Annotated in this window: 17 protein-coding genes and 2 pseudogenes; 2 read left to right on the forward strand and 17 right to left on the reverse strand. The window is 67.4% G+C overall.

The features are described 5' to 3' along the window. Positions 1 to 49: 49 nt before the first annotated feature. Genes BLT64_RS14655 through BLT64_RS14670 form a run of 4 tightly spaced genes read right to left on the reverse strand, consistent with a single transcriptional unit; the run spans position 50 to position 4,196 of the window. Positions 50 to 1,153, reverse strand: coding sequence for an acetoin dehydrogenase dihydrolipoyllysine-residue acetyltransferase subunit (locus BLT64_RS14655; RefSeq protein WP_011751201.1), 1,104 nt, complete (start codon positions 1,151 to 1,153; stop codon positions 50 to 52). A gap of 1 nt (position 1,154) precedes the next feature. Then, complete coding sequence (locus BLT64_RS14660; protein WP_011751202.1) at positions 1,155 to 2,162, reverse strand: alpha-ketoacid dehydrogenase subunit beta; 1,008 nt, start codon at positions 2,160 to 2,162, stop codon at positions 1,155 to 1,157. Positions 2,163 to 2,184: 22 nt separating this feature from the next. Next, positions 2,185 to 3,162 (reverse strand): thiamine pyrophosphate-dependent dehydrogenase E1 component subunit alpha, encoded by a 978-nt coding sequence (locus BLT64_RS14665; protein ID WP_011751203.1) that lies wholly within the window; start codon positions 3,160 to 3,162, stop codon positions 2,185 to 2,187. 20 nt (positions 3,163 to 3,182) lie between these two features. Next, positions 3,183 to 4,196, reverse strand: coding sequence for an ATP-NAD kinase family protein (locus BLT64_RS14670; protein ID WP_011751204.1), 1,014 nt, complete (start codon positions 4,194 to 4,196; stop codon positions 3,183 to 3,185). A 90-nt stretch (positions 4,197 to 4,286) separates the two neighbouring features. On the opposite strand from BLT64_RS14670, the gene BLT64_RS14675 reads away from it, so the two are divergent. Further along, complete coding sequence (locus tag BLT64_RS14675) at positions 4,287 to 5,477, forward strand: RNA polymerase factor sigma-54 (protein ID WP_011751205.1); 1,191 nt, start codon at positions 4,287 to 4,289, stop codon at positions 5,475 to 5,477. A gap of 143 nt (positions 5,478 to 5,620) precedes the next feature. Here the strand turns inward: BLT64_RS14675 and BLT64_RS14680 are convergent, their stop codons facing one another. The 3 genes and pseudogenes from BLT64_RS14680 to BLT64_RS14690 form a co-directional block, all read right to left on the reverse strand. Beyond that, positions 5,621 to 6,664 (reverse strand): AI-2E family transporter, encoded by a 1,044-nt coding sequence (locus BLT64_RS14680; protein WP_011751206.1) that lies wholly within the window; start codon positions 6,662 to 6,664, stop codon positions 5,621 to 5,623. A 188-nt stretch (positions 6,665 to 6,852) separates the two neighbouring features. Continuing rightward, entirely contained in the window at positions 6,853 to 7,482 is a 630-nt protein-coding gene (locus tag BLT64_RS14685; RefSeq protein ID WP_011751207.1) for a DsbA family protein, read from the reverse strand. Between the two features lie 51 nt (positions 7,483 to 7,533). Beyond that, positions 7,534 to 8,092 (reverse strand): annotated as a pseudogene (locus BLT64_RS14690) (L,D-transpeptidase). Between the two features lie 229 nt (positions 8,093 to 8,321). Here BLT64_RS14690 and BLT64_RS14695 point away from each other — a divergent pair. Next, positions 8,322 to 8,662: pseudogene (locus BLT64_RS14695) on the forward strand (response regulator); the annotation flags it as partial. Positions 8,663 to 8,840: 178 nt separating this feature from the next. Here the strand turns inward: BLT64_RS14695 and acuI are convergent. From acuI to BLT64_RS14745, 10 genes are all read right to left on the reverse strand, one after another. Continuing rightward, on the reverse strand, positions 8,841 to 9,827 hold the full coding sequence (acuI, locus tag BLT64_RS14700) for an acrylyl-CoA reductase (NADPH) (RefSeq protein WP_011751209.1): 987 nt from the start codon (positions 9,825 to 9,827) through the stop codon (positions 8,841 to 8,843). A 22-nt stretch (positions 9,828 to 9,849) separates the two neighbouring features. Beyond that, a complete protein-coding gene (locus BLT64_RS14705; protein ID WP_011751210.1) occupies positions 9,850 to 10,668 on the reverse strand; it encodes an enoyl-CoA hydratase/isomerase family protein in 819 nt (272 codons plus the stop codon). A 29-nt stretch (positions 10,669 to 10,697) separates the two neighbouring features. Then, positions 10,698 to 11,897: an MFS transporter gene (locus tag BLT64_RS14710; RefSeq protein ID WP_011751211.1), complete on the reverse strand. Its 1,200-nt coding sequence runs from the start codon at positions 11,895 to 11,897 to the stop codon at positions 10,698 to 10,700. A 38-nt stretch (positions 11,898 to 11,935) separates the two neighbouring features. Continuing rightward, the gene (locus BLT64_RS14715; RefSeq protein WP_011751212.1) at positions 11,936 to 13,138 is read right to left on the reverse strand and encodes an ABC transporter substrate-binding protein; all 1,203 of its coding nucleotides are present in this window, start codon (positions 13,136 to 13,138) and stop codon (positions 11,936 to 11,938) included. Between the two features lie 100 nt (positions 13,139 to 13,238). Further along, positions 13,239 to 14,003 (reverse strand): GntR family transcriptional regulator, encoded by a 765-nt coding sequence (locus BLT64_RS14720; protein WP_011751213.1) that lies wholly within the window; start codon positions 14,001 to 14,003, stop codon positions 13,239 to 13,241. Then, a complete protein-coding gene (locus BLT64_RS14725; protein ID WP_011751214.1) occupies positions 14,000 to 16,117 on the reverse strand; it encodes an acetate--CoA ligase family protein in 2,118 nt (705 codons plus the stop codon). The genes BLT64_RS14720 and BLT64_RS14725 overlap by 4 nt, the downstream gene beginning before the upstream one ends. Before the next feature lie 88 nt (positions 16,118 to 16,205). Then, a complete protein-coding gene (locus BLT64_RS14730) occupies positions 16,206 to 16,913 on the reverse strand; it encodes an ABC transporter ATP-binding protein (RefSeq protein WP_011751215.1) in 708 nt (235 codons plus the stop codon). Continuing rightward, positions 16,910 to 17,662 carry an ABC transporter ATP-binding protein gene (locus tag BLT64_RS14735; protein ID WP_011751216.1) on the reverse strand — a complete coding sequence of 251 codons (753 nt, stop codon included), beginning with the start codon at positions 17,660 to 17,662 and terminating at the stop codon, positions 16,910 to 16,912. The genes BLT64_RS14730 and BLT64_RS14735 overlap by 4 nt, the downstream gene beginning before the upstream one ends. Next, positions 17,659 to 18,660 (reverse strand): branched-chain amino acid ABC transporter permease, encoded by a 1,002-nt coding sequence (locus BLT64_RS14740; protein ID WP_011751217.1) that lies wholly within the window; start codon positions 18,658 to 18,660, stop codon positions 17,659 to 17,661. The genes BLT64_RS14735 and BLT64_RS14740 overlap by 4 nt, the downstream gene beginning before the upstream one ends. After that, on the reverse strand, positions 18,657 to 19,523 hold the full coding sequence (locus BLT64_RS14745) for a branched-chain amino acid ABC transporter permease (RefSeq protein ID WP_041530739.1): 867 nt from the start codon (positions 19,521 to 19,523) through the stop codon (positions 18,657 to 18,659). The genes BLT64_RS14740 and BLT64_RS14745 overlap by 4 nt, the downstream gene beginning before the upstream one ends. Between the last annotated feature and the right edge of the window lie 468 nt (positions 19,524 to 19,991).

Raw genomic sequence — 19,991 nt, forward strand, 5'->3', positions numbered from 1 at the left:
GTCTCTCCTCCCATTGCAAAGGGCCGCCCCCTTGGGGACGGCCGGGCTCTCAGGCGATGAAGTCGCGGATCAGGCGGTTCACCTCGGCCGATTGCTCCATCTGCACCATGTGGCCCGCCCCAGAGACCACATGGCGGGACGCGCCTTGCAGGCTTTCGGCATGGGCGGCAGGGATGACGGCATCGGCCTCGCCCCAGATCACCTGCGCCGGCACGCCCGAGGCGGCCAGCGCCTCGGCCACCTGCTGGGCCTGCCGGCCCTCGCGGAACAGGCTGCCGGCCAGTTCGGTCAGGAAGTCCTGCACGCCGTCGAGGCGCTTGTATTTCAGCAAATCCTCGACCATCGCGCGGCTGACCAGCGACTGATCCTTGAACAGATGCGCCAGCACCGGCTTCAGGTCCTTGCGACCGGCGGCCCTCACGAAGCCGTCGATATAGTCCGAGTTGATCTCGGACCCGAGCCCCGCCGAACAGATCAGCGTGACCGAGGCGACGCGCGCGGGATGCTGCGCCGCCAGCGTGCCGGCAACCAGCCCGCCCATGGAATGGCCGGCCAGATGCGCCTTGTCGATGCCCAGATGGTCCATGAAGGCGATCACGGTCTGGACCATCAGCTCCAGCCCTGCCGGGCGCGCCGATTTCACCGACTGGCCATGACCGGGCAGGTCCAGCGCATAGACGGGCGCGTTTTCCGCCAGCGCGTCGATGTTGAACAGCCAGTTGTCCAGATCGCCGCCGAAGCCGTGGATCAGGATCAGGGGCATGCCCTCGCCCGGTCGCTCGGCATAGCGGATGCGGCCGGCGGGCAGGTCGGCGAACTGATAGCTCGGGCCTTCCTCGCCCTCGTCGTCACCGGCCGAAGGGGTCTCGTAGGCCGCGACATAGGCGTCGATCTCGTCCTCCGCGACCGAAGGCGGCGCCATGACGGCCAGAAGCGCGCGCACCGGATAGGTCTCGCCCTCGACGCCGATGCGGCGGCGCAAGAGCCCGCCGTCGGCAGCCTCGACCACATTGGCGATCTTGTCGGTCTCGACATCCATGATCTCGTCGCCGGGCTTGATCTCGGCGCCCTCGGCGACATGCCAGGCGGCAAGCTTGCCCTCCTTCATCGACAGGCCCCATTTCGGCATCAGGATCGGAGTGATGTCTGCCATGTCAGTTCTCCAGCGTCTTGCGGACGGCCGCGGCGATGCGCTCGGCCGAGGGCACATAGGCATCCTCCAGCGAGGGCGAGAAAGGCACCGGCGCATGCGGCGGCGTCACCATCCGGATGGGTGCCTTGAGCGCGTCGAAGGCGTCCTGCGCCACGGTCGCAGCAATGTCGGCGGCGATGGAACAGCGCGGGTTCGCCTCGTCCACGCAGACCAGCCGGCCGGTCGCCTCGACGCTTTCCAGCACCGTGTCCATGTCGATGGGCGACAGCGTGCGCAGGTCGATCACCTCGACATCGACGCCGTCCTTCTTCAGCAGCTCGGCAGCCTCGACCGAGCGGCCGACCATCTGGCCATAGGTGACGATGGTTGCGTCCCGGCCCTCGCGGACGATGTTCGCCTCGCCGAAGGGGATGGTATAGGGCTCCTCGGGCACATCCGCCGTGCTGGCGTAAAGGTTCTTGTGTTCGAGGAAGATCACCGGGTCGTTGTCCCTGATCGCCTGGATCAGCAGGCCCTTGCAGTCATAGGCGTTCGAGGGGCAGACCACCTTGAGGCCGGGGATATGCGTGAACAGCGGCGTCAGCATCTGGCTGTGCTGGGCGGCGGCGCGGAAACCGGCGCCGCACATGGCGCGGATCACCACCGGGGTCTCGGCCTTGCCGCCGAACATGTAGCGAAACTTCGCCGCCTGGTTAAAGACCTGGTCCAGGCAGACGCCGATGAAGTCGATGAACATCAGTTCCGCCACCGGCCGCAGTCCCGCCGTCGCCGCACCGATGGCCGCGCCGACATAGGCGCTTTCCGACAGCGGCGTGTCGATCATCTGGTTCGGGTGCTTGGCGTAAAGCCCCTTGCTGACGCCCAGAACCCCGCCCCAGGCGTCGTCCTCGCCCTGCGCGCCGGCGCCGCCGACGATATCCTCGCCCATCATGATCACGGTGGGGTCGCGGGTCATCTCCTGATCCAGCGCCTCGTTCACCGCGTCCTTCATGCTGATGATGCGTGCCATTTCCTTTTCCTCCCTCGCTCGATCAGTTCACATAGACGTCGGTGGTCAGCTGCTCGGGGCCGGGCAGCGGCGCGGCGATGGCCTCGGCCACGGCCTCGTCGATCAACTGCGCCACTTCGGCGTCGATGGCGTCCAGCTCGGACTCCGAGATCACCCCGGCCTCGGTCACCTTCTGGCGGAACAGCTTCAGGCAATCGTTGTTGGCGCGGTTGTATTCGTTCTCGCCCGGCGCCTTGTAGGTCTGGGCGTCGCCCTCGAAATGGCCGAAGAAGCGCACGTTCTTGCATTCCAGCAGCGTCGGCCCGGCGCCTTCGCGGGCGCGGCGGATGACCTCGCCCGCCGCCTCGTAGACGGCAAAGAAATCCAGCCCGTCCACGGTGATCCCCGGCATGCCGAAGCCGGTCGCCCGGTCCACATAGCTGTCCGAGGCGGTGGCGTAATCGACCGAGGTCGATTCGGCATAGCCGTTGTTCTCGACCACGAAGATCGCCGGCAGGTTCCAGATCGCGGCCAGGTTCATGCTTTCCAGCACCGTGCCCTGGTTCGAGGCGCCGTCGCCGAAGAAGGTGATGCCGACGCCGTCATGGCCCAGCTTCTGCGCCGCCAGCGCCGCGCCGCAAACCAGCGGCGCACCGGCGCCCAGGATGCCGTTCGCGCCCATCATCCCCAAGGACAGGTCGGCGATATGCATCGAGCCGCCCTTGCCCGCGCAGCAGCCGGTGGCCTTGCCATAGATCTCGGCCATCATCGCCTTGACGTCGACGCCCTTGGCGATGCAATGGCCGTGGCCGCGATGGGTCGAGGCGATGCGGTCTCGGTCGTGCAGATGCATCATGATGCCGACCGCCGTCGCCTCCTCCCCGGCATAAAGGTGGACGAAGCCGGGGATCTCGCCGCGGGCGAAATCGACATGCAGCCGCTCTTCGAAATCGCGGATGGTCTTCATCTTGCGATAGGCGTCCAGAAGCTGCTCTTTCGGCAGCGGAAACGGATTGGACATGAACTCCTCCCTTGTCTGGTTCAGTCTGGGTTGCGGATGAACAGCCCGGCCTGCGCGGCATGGGCCATGCAGGCGGGCACGTCGATGGTGCGGAAGGCGTCGGGCACCAGCCGCACCGAGACCCGGTCGCCTTCGGTGAATGTCAGCTCGCGCTCGCCGTCGAAGGCCAGCGTGCCGGCGTGGATCGAGGGGCGATGCGCCTGGCCCGGCGCCATTCGCGCGACCCCCGCGATGCCGACGCGGTCGATGAGCCCCGGCGCGATGGGGGCCAGCAACTGGCGCGGCGCATCGGGCGACAGCCGGACATGCCGGCCCTCGGGCGTGGCGCGGTCCACCGGGTCGCAAAGGCCGGCGATGGCCGACATGCCGATGGCCTGCGGCAGGCCGAAGGTCACGAACAGGTCGCGGAACCCGGTGGTTTTCCAGATGGCGCGGGCACCGACGAAGCGGTCCTCGACCACCGCGACATCGACCAGCGCGATCTCGCGCCGCTCGCCCAGCGTGACCTCCAGCCATTTGTTCGGGCGCAGCGCCACCGGCTTGGGCACCTGCCCGGTGACGGCCAGGCCCACGGCCAGACCGGTGATGGTCGGCTCGCGCAGTTCCGGGAACGCATTGTTGGTGCCGGTCGAGACGCCGGCCACCGGCACCGCGCCACAGGCACCGACCACCACGCGATTGGTGCCGTCGCCGCCCAGCACCACGATGGCGCGCACCCCGTCCTCGGCCATCATCCGGGCGGCGCGGGCGCTGTCCTCGGGCGTCGCCGTGACGGGCATGTCGAGATAGCGCAGGCGCGGGAAATTCGCGTGGCCCAGGCGCAATTCGCGCTGGATGCTGCGCTCCAGGTGAAAGCGGATGCCGCCGTTTTCCGGCATGACCACGACTTCCTCGACCCCCGCCGCAGCCAGGCCGGCCATCATGCGCAGCACGATATTGGCGCGGTCGTTGATGGGCAGGTTGCCCGCATGCGAGATCACCCGCCGGATGTCGCGGGCCGAAATCGGATTGGCAATGATGCCGACCTTGACCATGTCTGTCCTCCCTGTTGATACTGCAAGCAACAAGCGTGCCAAAATATGGATGTGGGCTTTTCAATGGGTTGCGTGTGATGCGGCTGTGGCGTGCCACAGTCGCGGCGCAACAACCGGGCGGCGGGGCGGATGCGGCAGGAACTGACGCAAAGGCAGATCGGGAAACTGGCGCTCAGCCAGAAGATGCAGCTGTCGCTGGATGTGCTGCGCATGGATGCCGGGCGGCTGTCGCGCCGGATCAGGCTGGAACTGGCGCGCAACCCCGCGCTGACTTGCGCGGATCCCGATCTGCTGCCGCAGCCGGACGATCCGCGCGCCGAGCTGATCGCGCAGATCGGACTGCTGCCTCTGCCGGCGGACCAGATGCGGATCGCGCAGGAACTGGTCCATTGCCTCGACGACCGCGGCCTGCTGGCCGATCCGCTGGCCGAGATCGCCGGCTGGCTGGGCACCACGCCCGCCGTCCTCGAGGGCTTGCTGCCGCATCTGCACCGGCTTGAACCGCACGGCGTCTTTGCCCGCGACATGTCCGAGTGTTTCCGCCTGCAACTGCGGGCGAAGAACCTGCTGGACCCATGGATGGACCGGCTGCTCGACCGGCTGGATCTGGTTGCCGAAGGCAATCTTTCGGCGATCGCCGCCTTTCTTGGAACGGATCACGAGGATGCGGGGGACATGATCGCGGATATCCGCGCCCTCACGCCGGCACCGCTGGGCATCCCGGCTGCCGGCGGGCCGCCCCCCGAGCTGGAACTGACGGCGCAGGGCGTGTTGAAGCCCGGCCCGTCGCTTGCACTGGCCCTTGGCGACGAGGGCGACGGCGAAGCGCGGGCCATGGCGCAGGGTCTGGTCGCGGCGGTAGAGAACCGCATGCAGACGCTGCTGCGCATCGGCACGGCGCTGATCGAGATCCAGTCGTCCTGGCTGCTTGGCCACGGCGCACGGCGTCCGCTGACCATGACCGCGCTTGGCACGAGTCTGGGCCTCAGCAAAAGCACCATCAGCCGCGCGGTCGCCGGAGTGGTCATACGAACGCCCGCCGGTCCCGTGCATTTGCGCGACCTTCTGAAACCGCCGATCAGTTCGCACAACCCCGACCTGGACCGCGAGGGCGTCCTGCAGACCCTTTCCCAGATCATTGGCGACTGGCCCGAGGGATACCGCTGCACCGATGCACGCCTTGCCGAAAAGCTTGCGGCGCGAGGAATCCGCCTCTCGCGCCGGACGGTCGCCAAGTATCGGCTGGGACTAGGGGTGCCGAGGCACAGGCAGGACGAATGAAGGCGTCGGCGTCAGAGTAAACACTCGCCCCGCAGGGCGGCTGGACGCGGCAGGCTGGTGAACGGGGGACGCTGCCGCGAACCTGGGAAAAATCCGGCGGCACGGGATCGCATCCGCCGGTTTCATCGCATCCCGTGCCCGGATCACTGCTCGTCGCGAAACAGGCTCCAGACCGCGATGAAGAACGCCGCGATCAGAGGGCCGACGACAAAGCCGTTCATCCCCATCTGCGAAATGCCGCCCAGGGTCGAGACCAGCACGACGTAATCCGGCAGGCTGCTGCGCCGGCCCACCAGCGGCGGGCGCAGGAGATTGTCGATGGTGCTGATGACCAAAACCCCGACCGCCATGATGACGATGCCCTTCAGGTAGGCGCCGGTGATCAGGTAATAGACGGCGAAAGGCAGCCAGACCAGGAACGCGCCCACGGCGGGCAGCAGCGACAGCACGCCCATGATCACGCCGCAGAGCAGCGCGGCCTCGATCCCGACCAGCCAGAAGGTCACGCCGCCGATGGTGCCCTGGATGGTCGCGATGACCACGTTGCCGGTGACGGTCGCCTTCACCACATCGACGAATTTCTGCATGATGTGCCGGGTGTGCGGCGCGCTCAGCGGGCTGGCGGCGCTGATGGACCCGACCAGTCCCCGGCCGTCGCGAAACAGGAAGAACAGCACGTAGAGCATGACGCCGAGGCCGATCGAGAACTGCGCGGCCCCCTGCCCGATCACCATCGCCCGGGACGCGATGAACTGCGCCGCCTGCCCGACAAAGGAGACCAGCCGGGACTGGATCTCCTCGAAGCTGCCGAGGTTCATCGCCGACAGCGCATCCAGGACGAAGGACGGCATGGCGCCGCGAACCTGGTCCATGACCGCCGCCAGATCCGGCTCTTGCGAGCTGACGCTTTGATAGACGCTCGTCGCCTGCCGGGCCAGCGCCCCCAGGATGAGCGTGGCGGGAATGACGACGATGAAGATGCAGGCCAGCACGCTGAGCAAGGCGGCCAGATTGCGCCGTCCGCCCAGCACATGCTCCAGCCGGTCGTGGAGCGGGCTGAACAGGATGGCAAGGATGACCGCCCAAAGCACGCCGCCATAGAATGGCAGCACGACCCAGATCAGCGCGACCGTCGTGATCAGAACGACCGCGACAAGGCTGGCATCCTGTATCGTCCGTTTCTTCATCCGCAATGTGCCGCCCGGCTTATTTCGAGGTGTCCCGTTTATCGTCTCGTGGGTCTGTGCATCAAGGGCGCTCGGGGGGTTCATCAAGAGCGCCCAGACGCCCGCCCTGCATGGCATGGGCCGCTCGAACGCACAGACTGCCCCTTCGGGCGGCTCTGATCATGCGAGGCGGTTTCCGACCCCCCTTCTCAGCCCATCGTCTCCCGCGCGCGCCGGACCAGCCCGCGCAGGTCGTCGAGGCTGTATTCGCCGAAGGCGCCCTCGTCGCCTGCGACGAAGGTGGGGGTGCCGATCAGGCCCATATGCTCGGCCAGCATATGGCTCATGGAAATGTGGCGCTCGACCGGCTCGGCCGCCATGTCGCGCTCCAACCGTGCGGTATCCAGGCCAACATCGCGCGCAGCCCGCATCGTGGCCGCCTCGGTGACCCGGCCCTTGGTCCGAAACAGCGCCCTATGCATCTGCCAGTATCTGCCCTGTTGCAGCGAGGCGAGCGAGGCCCGTGCCGCAAAGTCCGAATCCTCGCCGAAGACCGGCCATTCGCGGAACACCACCCGCAGGTTCCTGTCCGAGGTGATCAGCCGATGCATCGGCTCGACCATCTTGCGGCAGAACGGGCAGTTGTAGTCGAAGAACTCGGTCAGGGTGATGTCGCCCTGCGGGTTGCCCAGAACCGGCGCCGTGGGGTCGCGCTCCAGCGATTGGCGCAGGTCGTCGGGCATCGGGTTGTCGCGCGTTTCCTGCGCAAGGCCGGCGCGACCCAGAACCGGCAGCGCCAGCAGGCTGGCACCCGCAAGGACGAGGTGACGGCGTTGCATGATGTCTCCTTCATGTTTCGGACCGGCGGAAATGCCCCGCCGCCCCTTGGTTCAAATGATCCGCACCTGCGTGCCGACCGGGCAAAGCGCGAACAGCTCGGCAATCTTCTCGTTGCAGAGCCCGATGCAGCTGTCCGAGGGCAGCCGGCCGATCTTGCGCGTGTCATGGGTGCCATGGATCAGAGAGGCAGGCCAGGGCAGATACATCGCGTGGCTGCCGAGCGGGTTCGCCGGATCGCCGCCGGCGACCGGCTTCCAGTCGGGAAAGCGCTCCATCTGCGAGGCGGTGGAGGTCCAGCCTGGCCCCTCTTTCTTGCGCACGATCTCGGTATGGCCGCGCTTGGTCAACGCGTCCGAGATCGGGACCAAGGTCGGATAGACCCGATAGATCGCCTCGTCCCCACTCCAGAAATGCAGGGCGCGGGACTTGGTGTCGGCGACGATGGCGCCCTTGCCGAGCGTATCGAAATGATCCTGCCAGCGCTGCATGGTGAAACTGCTGATATTGCGGCGCGGCCCTTTCTGCGCGCACAGGACCGCCGGCATGGCCAGCCCCCCCGACTGCGATCACGCCCAGTCCCAAGGCACGGCGACGGTTGATGTCGCTCATCTTGCCGCTCCTTTCCTTGTCTGCGGGTCATGCCCCGCCCGGCGGTTGTTCCTGCAAAAGGAAGGCAGGCTTAAGCCGACCGCCGCGCAGGCGCGTCTCGTCCAGCGTCACCCCAACAGGGTTGGGGAACAATATCGTCATCATGGGGACTGGCTAAGGATGCCACCTTAAGCCCAGCTTAAGCCCCGTCGACGATAGCGTGATCGTCACGAATTACGGGGAAACACGGATGCGCTTGCTGGTTGTCGAGGACGATCCGGTCCTGTCCACGGCCTCAGCGCCGGATTGGGGCTGTCGGGGTTCACGGCCGATACCGTCGGCACCCTGACCGATGCCCGCGCCGCGCTGGAGGGTGGCGGCTTCGCAGGCATGGTCCTGGACATCATGTTGCCCGACGGCTCGGGCCTGGACCTGCTGGCTGAACTGCGCAGCAGGGGATCGCGAATCCCGGTCCTTCTGCTGACGGCGCGCGATCAGGTGCGCGACCGAGTCTTCGGTCTCGATGCCGGCGCGGACGATTATCTGGGCAAGCCTTCTGATCTGGAGGAACTCGCCGCGTCATCCCGCGCCTTCCCCGCCCCGGAACGGCGGAAACAGCGCATCCCTCGCCATCAACGCCATCAAACCTCGCTGACCAGGGCCGCGGCGGATGCCGGAGATGGCCTTCGGGCCACGCCCTTTGCGGGCCGGTCCCGGCATCCGCAGACATCATGCCCTCGCCCCGAGATCGGTGACCGATGGCGAGTCGTCATCCGTCCCGGACGTTCACGATCAATCGCCCTCGCACCTTTCCGGCCAGCAGATCGGGCGCGCGGTCGAGCACCTTGGCAAGGGCGATCTCGGTCGCGACCTGCTCCAACGTCCTCGCTTCGACCTCCTTCGCCAGCGCCTTCCAGGCCCGGGCACGCAGCGCCATCGGGCAGAACACGCTGTCGATGCCGGCCAGCGTCACGCCGCGCAGGATGAAGGGGGCGACGGTGGCGGGAAACTCCATGCTCTCGGCCAGGCCGCAGGCTGCAACGGTGCCGCCATATTTCGTGCCCGCGCATACATTGGCCAGCGTCACGCCGCCGACGGCATCGACCGCGCCAATCCAGCGTTCGCGGCCCAGCGGCTTGCCGGGTGCCGAAAGCTCGGCCCGATCCAGGATCTCGGCTGCGCCGAGGCCGGTCAGATAGTCGGCCTCGCTGGCCTTGCCGGTCGCCGCGACGACGCGGTAGCCCCGGCCGGCGAGCAGCTTCACGGCAAAGCTGCCGACGCCGCCCGTTGCCCCGGTCACCAGAACATCGCCGTCGCCGGGCTTCACGCCATGCCGTTCAAGAGCGAGCACGCATAGCATTGCGGTAAACCCGGCCGTGCCGATGGCCATCGCCTGCCTTGTGTCCAGACCCTCGGGCAGTTTCAGCGTGCGTTCGGAGGCCACGCGCATCCGTTCGGCATAGCCGCCCCATCGCGTCTCGCCCATGCCGAAGCCGGTATGGACCACCTTGTCGCCCGGCCGGAAGGCATCGCTGCCGGACTGGACGACCGTGCCGGCGAAATCGATGCCGGGAACCATAGGAAAGCGGCGGACGACCGGGCTTTTCCCGGTCAGCGCCAGCGCGTCCTTGTAGTTCATCGTGGACCATTCGACCGCGACCGTCAGGTCGCCCTCGGGCAGCGCATCATCGTCGAGCTGCGCCAGCCTGGCCGAATATCCGCTCTCGTCCTTGTCGATCAGGATTGCGTCGAACATGGTTTCCCCCTTTCGCTTGGTGTCATGCGCCGGCAAAGCGCGCCTCGCGCCAGGCCAGCGCCTTGCCCAGCCCCTGGTCGCGCAGCACCTTGAGAAAGCCGCGCTTGAGCTCCGTCCCCTCGCCTTCCAGCAGGATGTCGATATCCAGCGAGGCCCGCAGCGCCGCCTGCATCCCCATCAGCTCATAGCTGCGGTGCATCGCCTGCTTGGTCCGCCGCATCGCCATCGCGTCCAGCCGCGAGATCCGCCGGGCCAGCGCCGCGGCCTCGGCCAGCAGATCCTCGGCCGGCACGATACGGTTGATCAGGCCCCAGTCCAGCGCCTGGGGCGCCGAGATCGAATCCTCGCCGGTAAAGATCACGCCCTTGGCGATCTTGGGCGGCACATGCCATGGCAGCAGCATGGCGACGATGCCGGCGCCGAATTTCAGCTCCGGCTCGCCGAAAACCGCGCTTTCCACGGAAAGCGCGAGGTCGCATCCCATCATCAGCTCGAAGCCGCCGGCAAGCGCCGGGCCGTTCACCGCCGCGATAGTCGGGACCGCCAGGTTCCAGAAGGACATGATGCCGCGGAAATCGGCCTCCAGCACCGGCTCCCATTCCCGCACGCCCTGCGGCGTCGCCTCGGCCTGGGCCTTGAGGTCGAAGCCGGATGAGAACGCCTTGCCCGCGCCGGTGACGATGACGGCGCGGATGCCGTCATCGCGCGAGATCAGCGTGCAAAGCTGGTCCAGCTCTGCCAGCATGTGCTGGTTCATGGCATTGGCGCGCTCGGGCCGGTTGAAGGTGACGACGGCGATGCCCGGCTCGGGCTGGTCATAAAGAAGCGTATCCCATTCCATCGGGAACTCCGTTGCTGAGGATTGCGGTTTCAGCGCCGGCCATGGGCCAGGCGCTTGGCCTCGGGCAGCCGGCGCAGCCGCCACATGGCCAGCACGCCCAGCCAGGGGCCGATGGCCAGCGTGGCAAAGGCGTGGCTCCAGCCGCTGGCCGCGACGATCAGCGGCATGGCCTGGATGATGAGGAAGGTCAGCAGAAAGCCCATGCAGGTCTGAAGCGTCAGCATGGTGCCGACCAGTTCGGGCTCGGACAGTTCCGCGACGCTGGCCGAGAACTGCGCCGAATCGGCGATCACGCTGACGCCCCAGATCAGCGCGACGGCAATGACGGCGAAGGCGCCCAGCGCCGGGGTCAGGCCGATCAGCAGGGCGCAGGCGCCGCTGATCGCCATGGCCGCCATGGTGACGGTGGTGCGGCCGAAGCGGTCGGCCAGCATCCCGGCCACGACGCAGCCAATGGCACCCACCGCGATCACCGCGAAGGTGACGAGCCCCGATTTCGCGGCCAGCGGGCTTGCCGCCTGCGTCAGCGCCCATTCCAGGAACACGCCGATCCAGGCCCACATGGCGTAAAGCTCCCACATATGGCCAAGATATCCGGCATTCGCCAGCAGCACCGGCTTGCGCAACACGGCCTGCCGGGCCTCGGACAGGCGAAAGCGGGCGGCGCGGCGCAGATGCGGGCCGAGACCCGAGAACAGGATCGCACCCGCCGCGCTGGCCGCGCAAAGGCTGGAGATGACGATCGTGGTGCGCCAGTCCAGCCCGACCACCGCGTTGAACAGGTGCGGCAGCGACGATCCCAGCGTCAGCGCACCCACCAGCACGCCGATCATCAGCCCCATGCCCTTCTGCGTCCAGCCCGCGGCCATCTTCATGCCCACGGGATAGACCCCGGCCAGCGTCATGCCGGTGACAAAGCGCAGCGCCACGGTCGCCGCGCCGTCGAAGCCCGTGACCAGCAAAAGCGCATTGGCCGCCGCCCCGCCTATGGCCGAGGCGGCGAACAGCCGCCGGGGATCGAAGCGGTCGGCCATGCCGGTCAGCGCGCTGAGCAGGGTCCCGGCGACAAAGCCAAGCTGCACCGCGCCGGTCAACAGGCCCGCCTGCTGGCCCGACAGGGTACCATCGGCCACCAGCGCCGTCGCCGCAGCCGTGGCCGAGAACCACAGCGTCATGGCCGAGACCTGACAGAACAGGATCAATCCGATGGATAGCGGTTTTCCGGCCATGGCTGCTCTTTCCTGTCAAAGCGTGGCGGGGGGCGGGGTCAGAAACCCTTGCACCCGGTTTCCTCGGGAAGCAGGTTGATCTGGTCCCAGCTCATCCGTGTGACGGGTTTCCAGCCGATGGATGCGCCGTGCCGCGGCGGGTCCAGGGCGACCGCCTCGGCGACGAAGGTGCCTTGCATCCCCTGGTGATCCTCGGCGCGGATATCGATGGGACCCACCACGGTTTCGGCGACAGTGTCTTCGAGTGCCTTGATGATCGCATCGGTCGAGATCTCGTCCGCCGCCTCCAGCACGGCCAGCACGAACTGCATCCCCGCATAGGCCTGGATGGCCTGATAGCCCGGCACGATGCCGTATTCCTCGTGATAGGCCTTGACCAGCTCCGCGATCTGCGGGCTCTCATCCTCCTGCATCCACGAGGCGGTCAGCCCGTTGGCGATCATGCCCACGCCGTTCTTGCCAAGCGCCTGCAGCATCGTGTCGGGGATGCCCGCCGGGGTCATGATCGGAAAGTCCAGCCCATAGCCGCGCGCCTGGTTGACAAAGGCGGTCAGGTCGTCGCCCACCGCCAGCGCCAGGTAGATGCCGTCGGCATCGCTGGCCTGGATCTGCGCGATGGCGCTGGACCAGTCCGCCGTGCCCACCGGGCGGCCGGCCTCTCCGGCGATCTGGATGCCGGGTATATGCGAAAACTCCGCCTTGTTGGACAGGCCATAGGCATAGTCGTGATAGACCACGAACCATTTCCGTCCGATCATGTCGGGACGCTCGGCGAACATCGCCGCGCTGGCCTTGGCGGTATTGCCGTCATGGGGCACGGTGCGGAACATGAAGCGGCTGCATTGCTCGCCGGTGATCGGCACCGCCTGGGCGTTGGTGGTGACGATGGGCACGTTCAGCCGCGGCGCCTGGGCGTTGATGCCCAGCGTGACCGCGCTGCTCGCCCCGCCCAGCAGCAGCGAGACCTTGTCCTCCAGCACCAGCTTCTGCGCCTTGCGCAACCCGTTGGCGGGATTGCCGCCGGTATCCTCGACGATCAGCCTGACCGGCTCGCCCTTGACGATGGCACCCTTCGCGGCCAGCAGAAAGCCGTTGCGCATGTCGTTGCCCAGGGGCGCCAGCACCCCGGTCGTGGGCACGAACACGCCGATGGCAACCTCGGCCGCCGCCGGGCCTGCCGGCAACGCGGCGCAGGCCGCCAGCGCGCATGCCGCCATCCCGCTGAGACGAAACTTTCCCATTCTCTCCTCCACTCCTGCGATGCGGGCATGAGCAGCCACCCGGCGCCCCCTCCCCGAGGCGCCGACGACCGGGTCCGTTCCCGCTTTGTGAACCCGTTGATTATGACCCGGCGGAACGTCGCTCTTCTTCGAGACGCTCGTGCACGGCCAGAACTCCCGTTCTGATATCGGCCAGCAGCTTGCGCACCGCCTGACGCGCTCGGACGGGATCGCCCGCGCGGATCGCCTCGCTGATCGCCTGCCAGTTGCCGGCCCAGGTCAGGCGTTCGGCCTCGTCCTGGAACAGGCGCCGCGTCAGTGGCAGCGTCTGGCGGCCCAGCGAGAACAGGATCGAGCGCGCGATCTCGTTGCCGGCCGCCTCCGAGATATACATGCTGAGTTGATAGACGATGGCGATGAACTCCTCCTCGTCACCGGCCTCGTTGGCCGCCAGCAGGCGCCGGGTGCCTTCGTCCATGATCGACGGGACCTCGGGGTCCCGCCGTTCGGCCAGTTCCTCGGCGCATATGCCCATCAGCGCCGCGCGCACGTTGAAGATGTCGCGCAGCCGCTCGGCGGTCAGCCGGGTGACGCTGGCGCCGCGGCGCGAGGCCATGGTCACCAGCCCCTCGCGCTCCAGAATCCTCAACGCTTCCCTGATCGGGCCGCGGCTGACCTCGAACCGTTCGGCCAACGCGCTTTCCTGCAACCGCTGGCCCGGTTCGAACTCGCCGTTGATGATCAGCGCCATGATCCTGGCGCTGAGCTGTTCGGGCAGGGTCTGCATGCCATCGGCCTCGGCCGGATCGGTCCGAAATGTCCTGGCCAGATCGACATGGGTGCCGAATGTCGGGGTTTGCGGATTGCTGGAAGCGCGATTGATCAATTCAATACCCTCATGCCGTGAATGAGTCTTGCCTGAGCACGAACGGCCCGCGATGTCGATTGATATACCGATATGCCCCGTTTCAGGAACTTCCTGCGCTGGTCGCGGACGAAATCGTCCTGGTATTTGTCGCCCGAGCTGCGCAATGCCAGCGACATGGCCGCGCCGTCGGGGCGCGCGCGGGCGATCGAATCGCAGATCCGTTCCAGCGCGACCAGCCCCGCCTCGTCGCTTTCCATGAAGTCGAGCACCCAGCCCATCTCGACGAAGACCACCAACCGGTCGATGACCGGCGAGTCCTTGAGCAGGTTGATGATCTCCTCGAAGATATAGCGGTCGCCGTCGCGCAGGCCCCAGACCGGGATGTCGATGGGGTTGGCGACGCTGGTGCCGGGAATGCCGAAGCGCCTCAGCCCTTCCTCGGTCGCCGGATCCAGCGCGGGCACGACCAGCCCCGCGCGTGCCGCCGCGTCCGACGCGGTGACGCTGACCCCGCCGCCCGAGCCGAAGATCGCCAGCCGCTCGCCCGGGCCACGGCCATGCGCGGCCAGCGCCAGCAGCGTGTCCATCAGGTCGTCGACATTGGACACCTGGATCACCCCCGATTGCGCCAGCGCCGCGTCCCACAGCAGGCCGTCCGTCGCCATCGCCGCCGTATGGCTGGAGGCCGCGACCTGGCCCTGCTCGGTCTGCGCTCCGCGCAGGATCACCACGGGCTTGGCCATCGCGGCGGCGGCGCGGAAGAACAGCCCCGGATCGCGCAGCGATTCCATGTAGAAGGCGATGATCTCGGTCTCGGGGTCCTGCTCGGCCTGCAGCAGCAGATCGACCATGTCCACGTCCGAGCAGTTGCCGCAGGACAGCGCCCGTCCCAGCGGCAGGCCCCAGACCTGCGCGCGGCGCACCACGTCGCCGGCAAAGGTGCCGCTTTGGGAAAAGAAGGTGATGCCCCCGCCCTCGGTCGGGTTGTAGCGCGCCGCCCCGACCGCCATGCGCGAGGCGGCCGAGAAGGTGCCGATGCAGTTCGGCCCGACCATGCGCATCGCCCCGTCCGCGACCTGCTCCAGCATCCGGCGCTCCAGATCGGCGCTGTCGCTGGAAAACTCGGCGAAGCCCGCCGTCAGCACCTGCGCCAGCTTGACCCCCTTGGCGCGGCATTCGGCCAGCACGTCGGGCACGCGATGGCTGGCGACGGCGACCAGCGCGCGGTCGATCCCGTCCGGCGCATCGGTGATCGTCGGATAGGCCTTGAGGCCGCAGATCTCGTCGGCGCTGGGGTGGATCGGATAGATCGGGCCGGTGAAGCCGAAATCCACGAGGTTGCGGATCATGTGATGGCCCAGCTTGTCGGCCGAGGTCGAGGCGCCGACAAAGGCGATGGCCCCGGGATTGAACAGCGCCCCCATTCCCGCCAGCTTGGCACGGCGGGCGTCGAGCGCGGCCGCGGTTTCCGCATCACCGCGCGGGGTGGTGGCGGGACGCACGCCGCCCGCGACCGCGTCGACCGCGACCGCCCGCGCGCCGCAAAGGATGATCGGGTTGATGTCGAGTTCGGCGATCTCCTCGTTCAGCAACATGCCGTCCGGTCCGCCGACCGCCATCAGGCAGCGGGTCAACGCGGCGCGTCCGGCCGCATCCCCGCCGGCGAAGGGGGCGGGAAAGGCCGCATCGACCATCGCCCGGCCTTGCGCCTCGGTCAGCGGCGCCAGCGCTGCGACGGGCTTGCCGCGCTGTTCGACCCCGCTGCCGCCGGCGCCGAACAGCACCACAGGCCCGTAATCCGGGTCGATCCGCCCGCCGATGAAGACCTCGAGCCCGGCAGGCACCATCTCTTCGACCAGCACGCCCTCGATGTGGGCCGAGGGATGCGAGGCGCGGCAGGCATCCATGATCGAGCGCCAGGCATCCCCTGCCCCGTCCGCCGCCACCGATAGGCGCACGCCGCCGGCATCGACCTTGTGGACGATGTCGGGCGAGACCACCTTCAGCGCGCAGGGGGCACCGATGCGCGAGACGATGGCATGGGCATCGTCCGGCGAGGTCGCCAGTTCCGGCAGCGTGGTCTCGATGCCGTAGCGCGCCAGCAGTTCCTTGGATTCGATTTCGGTTCTCATCTCATTCCTGAATGTTGATCTGTGAAAGCCCCGCGCGTTCCATGGCCGCGCCCCTTTCCGCCCCGTGCAAGCCGCCGCCGACAACGGGTCATTCGACCGTCAGCATCCGTTCCAGCCCCTCGCGATCCGCCAGCGCCTCGTCGCGGGCGAAGCTGCGGGTGATCTGGCCGTTCTCGACGACATGGAAGGCATCCCCGACCGAAAGCGCCAGCGGGATGCTCTGCTCGACGAGGATGACGCCGATGCCGCGCTTGCGCGCCTCTTCGATGGATTGGGCGATGGCGCCGACATAGCTGGGCGACAGGCCCTCGGTCGGCTCGTCCAGCATCATGTAGGCCGGGTTGGCCAGCATGGCGCGGGCCACGACCAGCATCTGCTGCTCGCCCCCGCTCATCGTGCCGGCCTTCTGGCCCATCCGCTCGCCCAGGCGAGGAAAGATCTCGACCGCCTCGGCGATGCTGAAGTCCCGGCCGGAGCCGGTCGGCCGGCGCGCGACTTCCAGGTTTTCCTCGACCGTCAGATTGGCAAAGACCTTGCGATCCTCGGGCACCAGCGTCACGCCCATCTGGGCGCGGCGAAAGGTCGGGCCCGCCAGTTCCCGGCCGTTCAGCGTGATCCGCCCCTCGGTCCGGTCCACCAGCCCCATGGTCGCGCGCAGCGTCGTGGTCTTGCCCATGCCGTTCAGGCCCAGAAGGCACACCACCGAGGCGGCCGGCACCTCGAAGCTGAGCCCGTGCAGGATCTGGCTGGCACCGTAGAAGGCCGAGAGGTTCTCGTAACGAAGCACCGCGTTCATTGTGCGAAACTCCCGTGCAGATAGGCTTGGCGGACGGCCTCGTTGCCGCGGATCTCGTCGGGCGGGGCATCGGCGATGACAGTGCCGTGCTGCATGACGGTGATGCGGTCGGACAGGCGCATGACCATGCCCACGTCATGCTCGACCACGATGATGGTCAGGCCCATGGTCTCGCGCAGCATGGTGATCAGCGCGGCGATGGTCTCGCGGTCGCCGCGCGACATGCCGGCCAGCGGCTCGTCCATCAGGATCAGCCGGGGCTTCAGCGCAAGGCCGATGGCGATGTCCAGCGCGCGCTGATAACCATGCGCCAGCATTCCGGCCTTCGCATCCTCGCGCCCGCGCAGCCCGACGCTGGCAAGGATACCCCGCGCCTCGTCGGCGGCCTCGTCCTCGTGCTGATGGGACTGCCACAGCGAGGCCGAGCACCCTTCGCGCGAACGGATCGCCAGCGCGACGTTTTCCAGCACCGGCAGGTCCATGAAGATGCTGGTGCGCTGGAAGGTGCGCGCGACGCCGCCCCGCGCCAGCCGCTCGGGCGGCCAGCCGGTGATGTCGCGACCGTCGAACAGGACGGTGCCGGACATCGGCGGAATCGACCCGGTGATGAGGTTGAACAGCGTGGTCTTGCCGGCGCCGTTGGGACCGATGATCGAGTGGATCGAACCCTGCTCCACCCGCAGGTCGACCCCGTTCACCGCCTTCAGCCCGCCGAAATGCTTGGTCAGTTCGTTGACTTCCAGGATCATTGCGCGGCCCTCCGCCCCGGCTTGCGTGCCGACAGGCGCGTCGCGATCCGGGCCGCGCCGCCGAACAGCCCGCCCGGCGCGACGATGACGATCAGCACGAAAAGCGCACCGAAATAGATCAGCCATGCATCGGTGAAGCTGCTGACGTAATGCTCGGCCAGGGTAAAGACCACCGCGCCGATGACCGGGCCAAAGATCGTGCCGACGCCGCCCAGGACGACATACATCAGCACCTTGCCCGATTCGAGCCAATGCAGCAGGTCGGGCGAGGTCGCGCCGTTGAACAGCACGAACAACAGCCCGGCGAGGGACGCGAGCGAGGCCGAGATCATATAGGAGATCAGCTTGAGCAGGGTGACGTTCATGCCGATGAACCGCGCCCGCTCGCTGTTCTCGCGGATGGCCAGCCACGCCCGCCCCAGCGGCGCATGCCGGATATGCAGCGCCCCGGCCAGCGCCAGCAGCAACGCGCCCAGCAGGATCGCATACCAGGTCGCCGGGCTGACGATCTGCGCACCGAAGAAGGTGGCCATGGGGATGCCCTGCAAGCCGTCCTCGCCGCCGGTGATGTCGGAAAAGACAAAAACGAGCGCGAACATGATCTGGCTCAGCGCCAGGGTCAGGATCGCAAAGGTCTTGCCGACCTGGCGCACCAGGATCGCGCCGACAGCCCCAGAAACCAGCAGCGTCGCCGCCAGCGTCAGCAGGATCAGCACGGCGATGTCCGAACTGACGCTTTTCGACAGCAGGCCCGCGACATAGGCGCCGAACCCGTACCAGGCGGCATGTCCAAAGGACAAAAGCCCGGTATTGCCGGTCAGCATGTCGAGGCTGAGCGCCAGGATCGCCGCGATCAGCGCATGGGACGCCAGCATCAGCAGGAAGGGCTGGCCCGCGCTCGCAAAGGGCAGGCAAAGCCCCGTGGCCGCGATGACGGCCAGCCCGACCAGGCCGCCCCGGCTGCGGACGCGCCGCTCCGATAGGGTTGTTGCGATCATTCGGTCCTCCCCTCGCCGAAAAATCCGCGCGGCCAGTTGATGAGCATCGCCATGACCACGATGAACAGCAGCATCAGCGCCAGCTGGCCGCCGAAATAGCCCTCGCCAAAGACCAGGATCAGGCCGACCGCATAGGCCGCGACCACCGCGCCCCTCAGGCTGCCGAGACCGCCCAGGATGACCGTCATGAAGGCCAGGATCAGGATCTTGTCGCCGACCACCGCATGGGCGGTGAAGATCGGTGCCGCCGCGACCCCCGACGCCGCGGCCAGGGCGGCGCTGACGCCCACGACCGAATGCATCAGCCGTTCGCGGTCGATGCCGATGCAGGCGCCCATCTCTGGGTCGTCGTTGGCCGCGCGCACGCGCAAGCCCCATTTCGAGTTCTTCAGGAACAGGATCAGTGCGATCGTCAGCGCAATGGCCAGCACCGAGACGAAGACGCGATAGGTCGGCAGGCTGATGCCCCCCAGCGAGATCACGCCGCCCAGCACCTGCGGAACCGGCATGATCTGCACGTTGCGGCCGCCGAGTTCGTAAAGAATGCCGGTGATGAGCAGCGCCAGGCCAAAGGTCAGAAGCAGGCTGTCCACCATCGGGCGGTCGCGGATCCGCGCAAGGATCGCCCAGTCGATCAGCACGCCGATCAGTCCCACCGCCACCGGCGCGACGACCAGCGCCACGCCGAAGGGAACGCCCGAGGCGACCAGCCAGACGCCCGCCATGGCCCCGGCGCTGAACAAGGCGCCATGGGCGAAATTCACGATCCGGCCAACGCCGTAGATCAGGGTCAGCCCAAGGCTGAACAAGAGCAGTACCGAGCCCAGAACGATGCCGTTCAGGACCAGCGATAGTGCAAGCATTTCCGGCTCCTCCCTCCGAATGCTTCGCTGAATCGGAGAGTGCGGCTGTATTGTCTTAATGTCAACAATTTTATAGTCGACAATAATTGCACCCCGCATGTAGAGCCCACCGGCACAGGCCGGCAGGGGGCCTGCACCGGGTGATCTGGTGTCCGCTGCGACCTCAATCCCGACGCAATCCCGGATGTGGCTGGGGATAATCGGCGGTGGGCGCGCTGCTGTCGGTGGCGGTCAGCTCGCTTGTCGGCGATCCGCGTAGACGGCTCGGTCTACCCAGGCGGGCGGCATGATCCCTTATACGCTGGGCGTGCGGATCTTTCCCGCCGCAGCCTCGCTGTCTACGCCATGGCAGGATCCAAGCGCGATGGCGTTTTCGCGCCCCTCGATCCATTCACATCGTGCAAGGTCCGGCACCCGCATCCTGTCGGGCTTGGGAATGCCGGCAAGGGGAACGGTTGGTTCTTGTCG

Origin of the sequence: Paracoccus denitrificans (genome assembly GCF_900100045.1) — a bacterium.
GTDB classification, from domain to species: Bacteria; Pseudomonadota; Alphaproteobacteria; order Rhodobacterales; family Rhodobacteraceae; genus Paracoccus; species Paracoccus denitrificans.

Coding starts and splice junctions, on each gene's coding strand:
- BLT64_RS14685 (WP_011751207.1), bottom strand. CDS start 7,482: ATGCAACGCCGTCACCTCGTCCTTGCGGGTGCCAGCCTGCTGGCGCTG.
- BLT64_RS14705 (WP_011751210.1), bottom strand. CDS start 10,668: ATGGAATGGGATACGCTTCTTTATGACCAGCCCGAGCCGGGCATCGCC.
- BLT64_RS14730 (WP_011751215.1), bottom strand. CDS start 16,913: ATGAACGCGGTGCTTCGTTACGAGAACCTCTCGGCCTTCTACGGTGCC.
- BLT64_RS14665 (WP_011751203.1), bottom strand. CDS start 3,162: ATGTCCAATCCGTTTCCGCTGCCGAAAGAGCAGCTTCTGGACGCCTAT.
- BLT64_RS14745 (WP_041530739.1), bottom strand. CDS start 19,523: ATGCTTGCACTATCGCTGGTCCTGAACGGCATCGTTCTGGGCTCGGTA.
- BLT64_RS14740 (WP_011751217.1), bottom strand. CDS start 18,660: ATGATCGCAACAACCCTATCGGAGCGGCGCGTCCGCAGCCGGGGCGGC.
- BLT64_RS14725 (WP_011751214.1), bottom strand. CDS start 16,117: ATGAGAACCGAAATCGAATCCAAGGAACTGCTGGCGCGCTACGGCATC.
- BLT64_RS14735 (WP_011751216.1), bottom strand. CDS start 17,662: ATGATCCTGGAAGTCAACGAACTGACCAAGCATTTCGGCGGGCTGAAG.
- BLT64_RS14655 (WP_011751201.1), bottom strand. CDS start 1,153: ATGGCAGACATCACTCCGATCCTGATGCCGAAATGGGGCCTGTCGATG.
- BLT64_RS14660 (WP_011751202.1), bottom strand. CDS start 2,162: ATGGCACGCATCATCAGCATGAAGGACGCGGTGAACGAGGCGCTGGAT.
- BLT64_RS14680 (WP_011751206.1), bottom strand. CDS start 6,664: ATGAAGAAACGGACGATACAGGATGCCAGCCTTGTCGCGGTCGTTCTG.
- BLT64_RS14670 (WP_011751204.1), bottom strand. CDS start 4,196: ATGGTCAAGGTCGGCATCATTGCCAATCCGATTTCGGCCCGCGACATC.
- BLT64_RS14715 (WP_011751212.1), bottom strand. CDS start 13,138: ATGGGAAAGTTTCGTCTCAGCGGGATGGCGGCATGCGCGCTGGCGGCC.
- BLT64_RS14710 (WP_011751211.1), bottom strand. CDS start 11,897: ATGGCCGGAAAACCGCTATCCATCGGATTGATCCTGTTCTGTCAGGTC.
- acuI (WP_011751209.1), bottom strand. CDS start 9,827: ATGTTCGACGCAATCCTGATCGACAAGGACGAGAGCGGATATTCGGCC.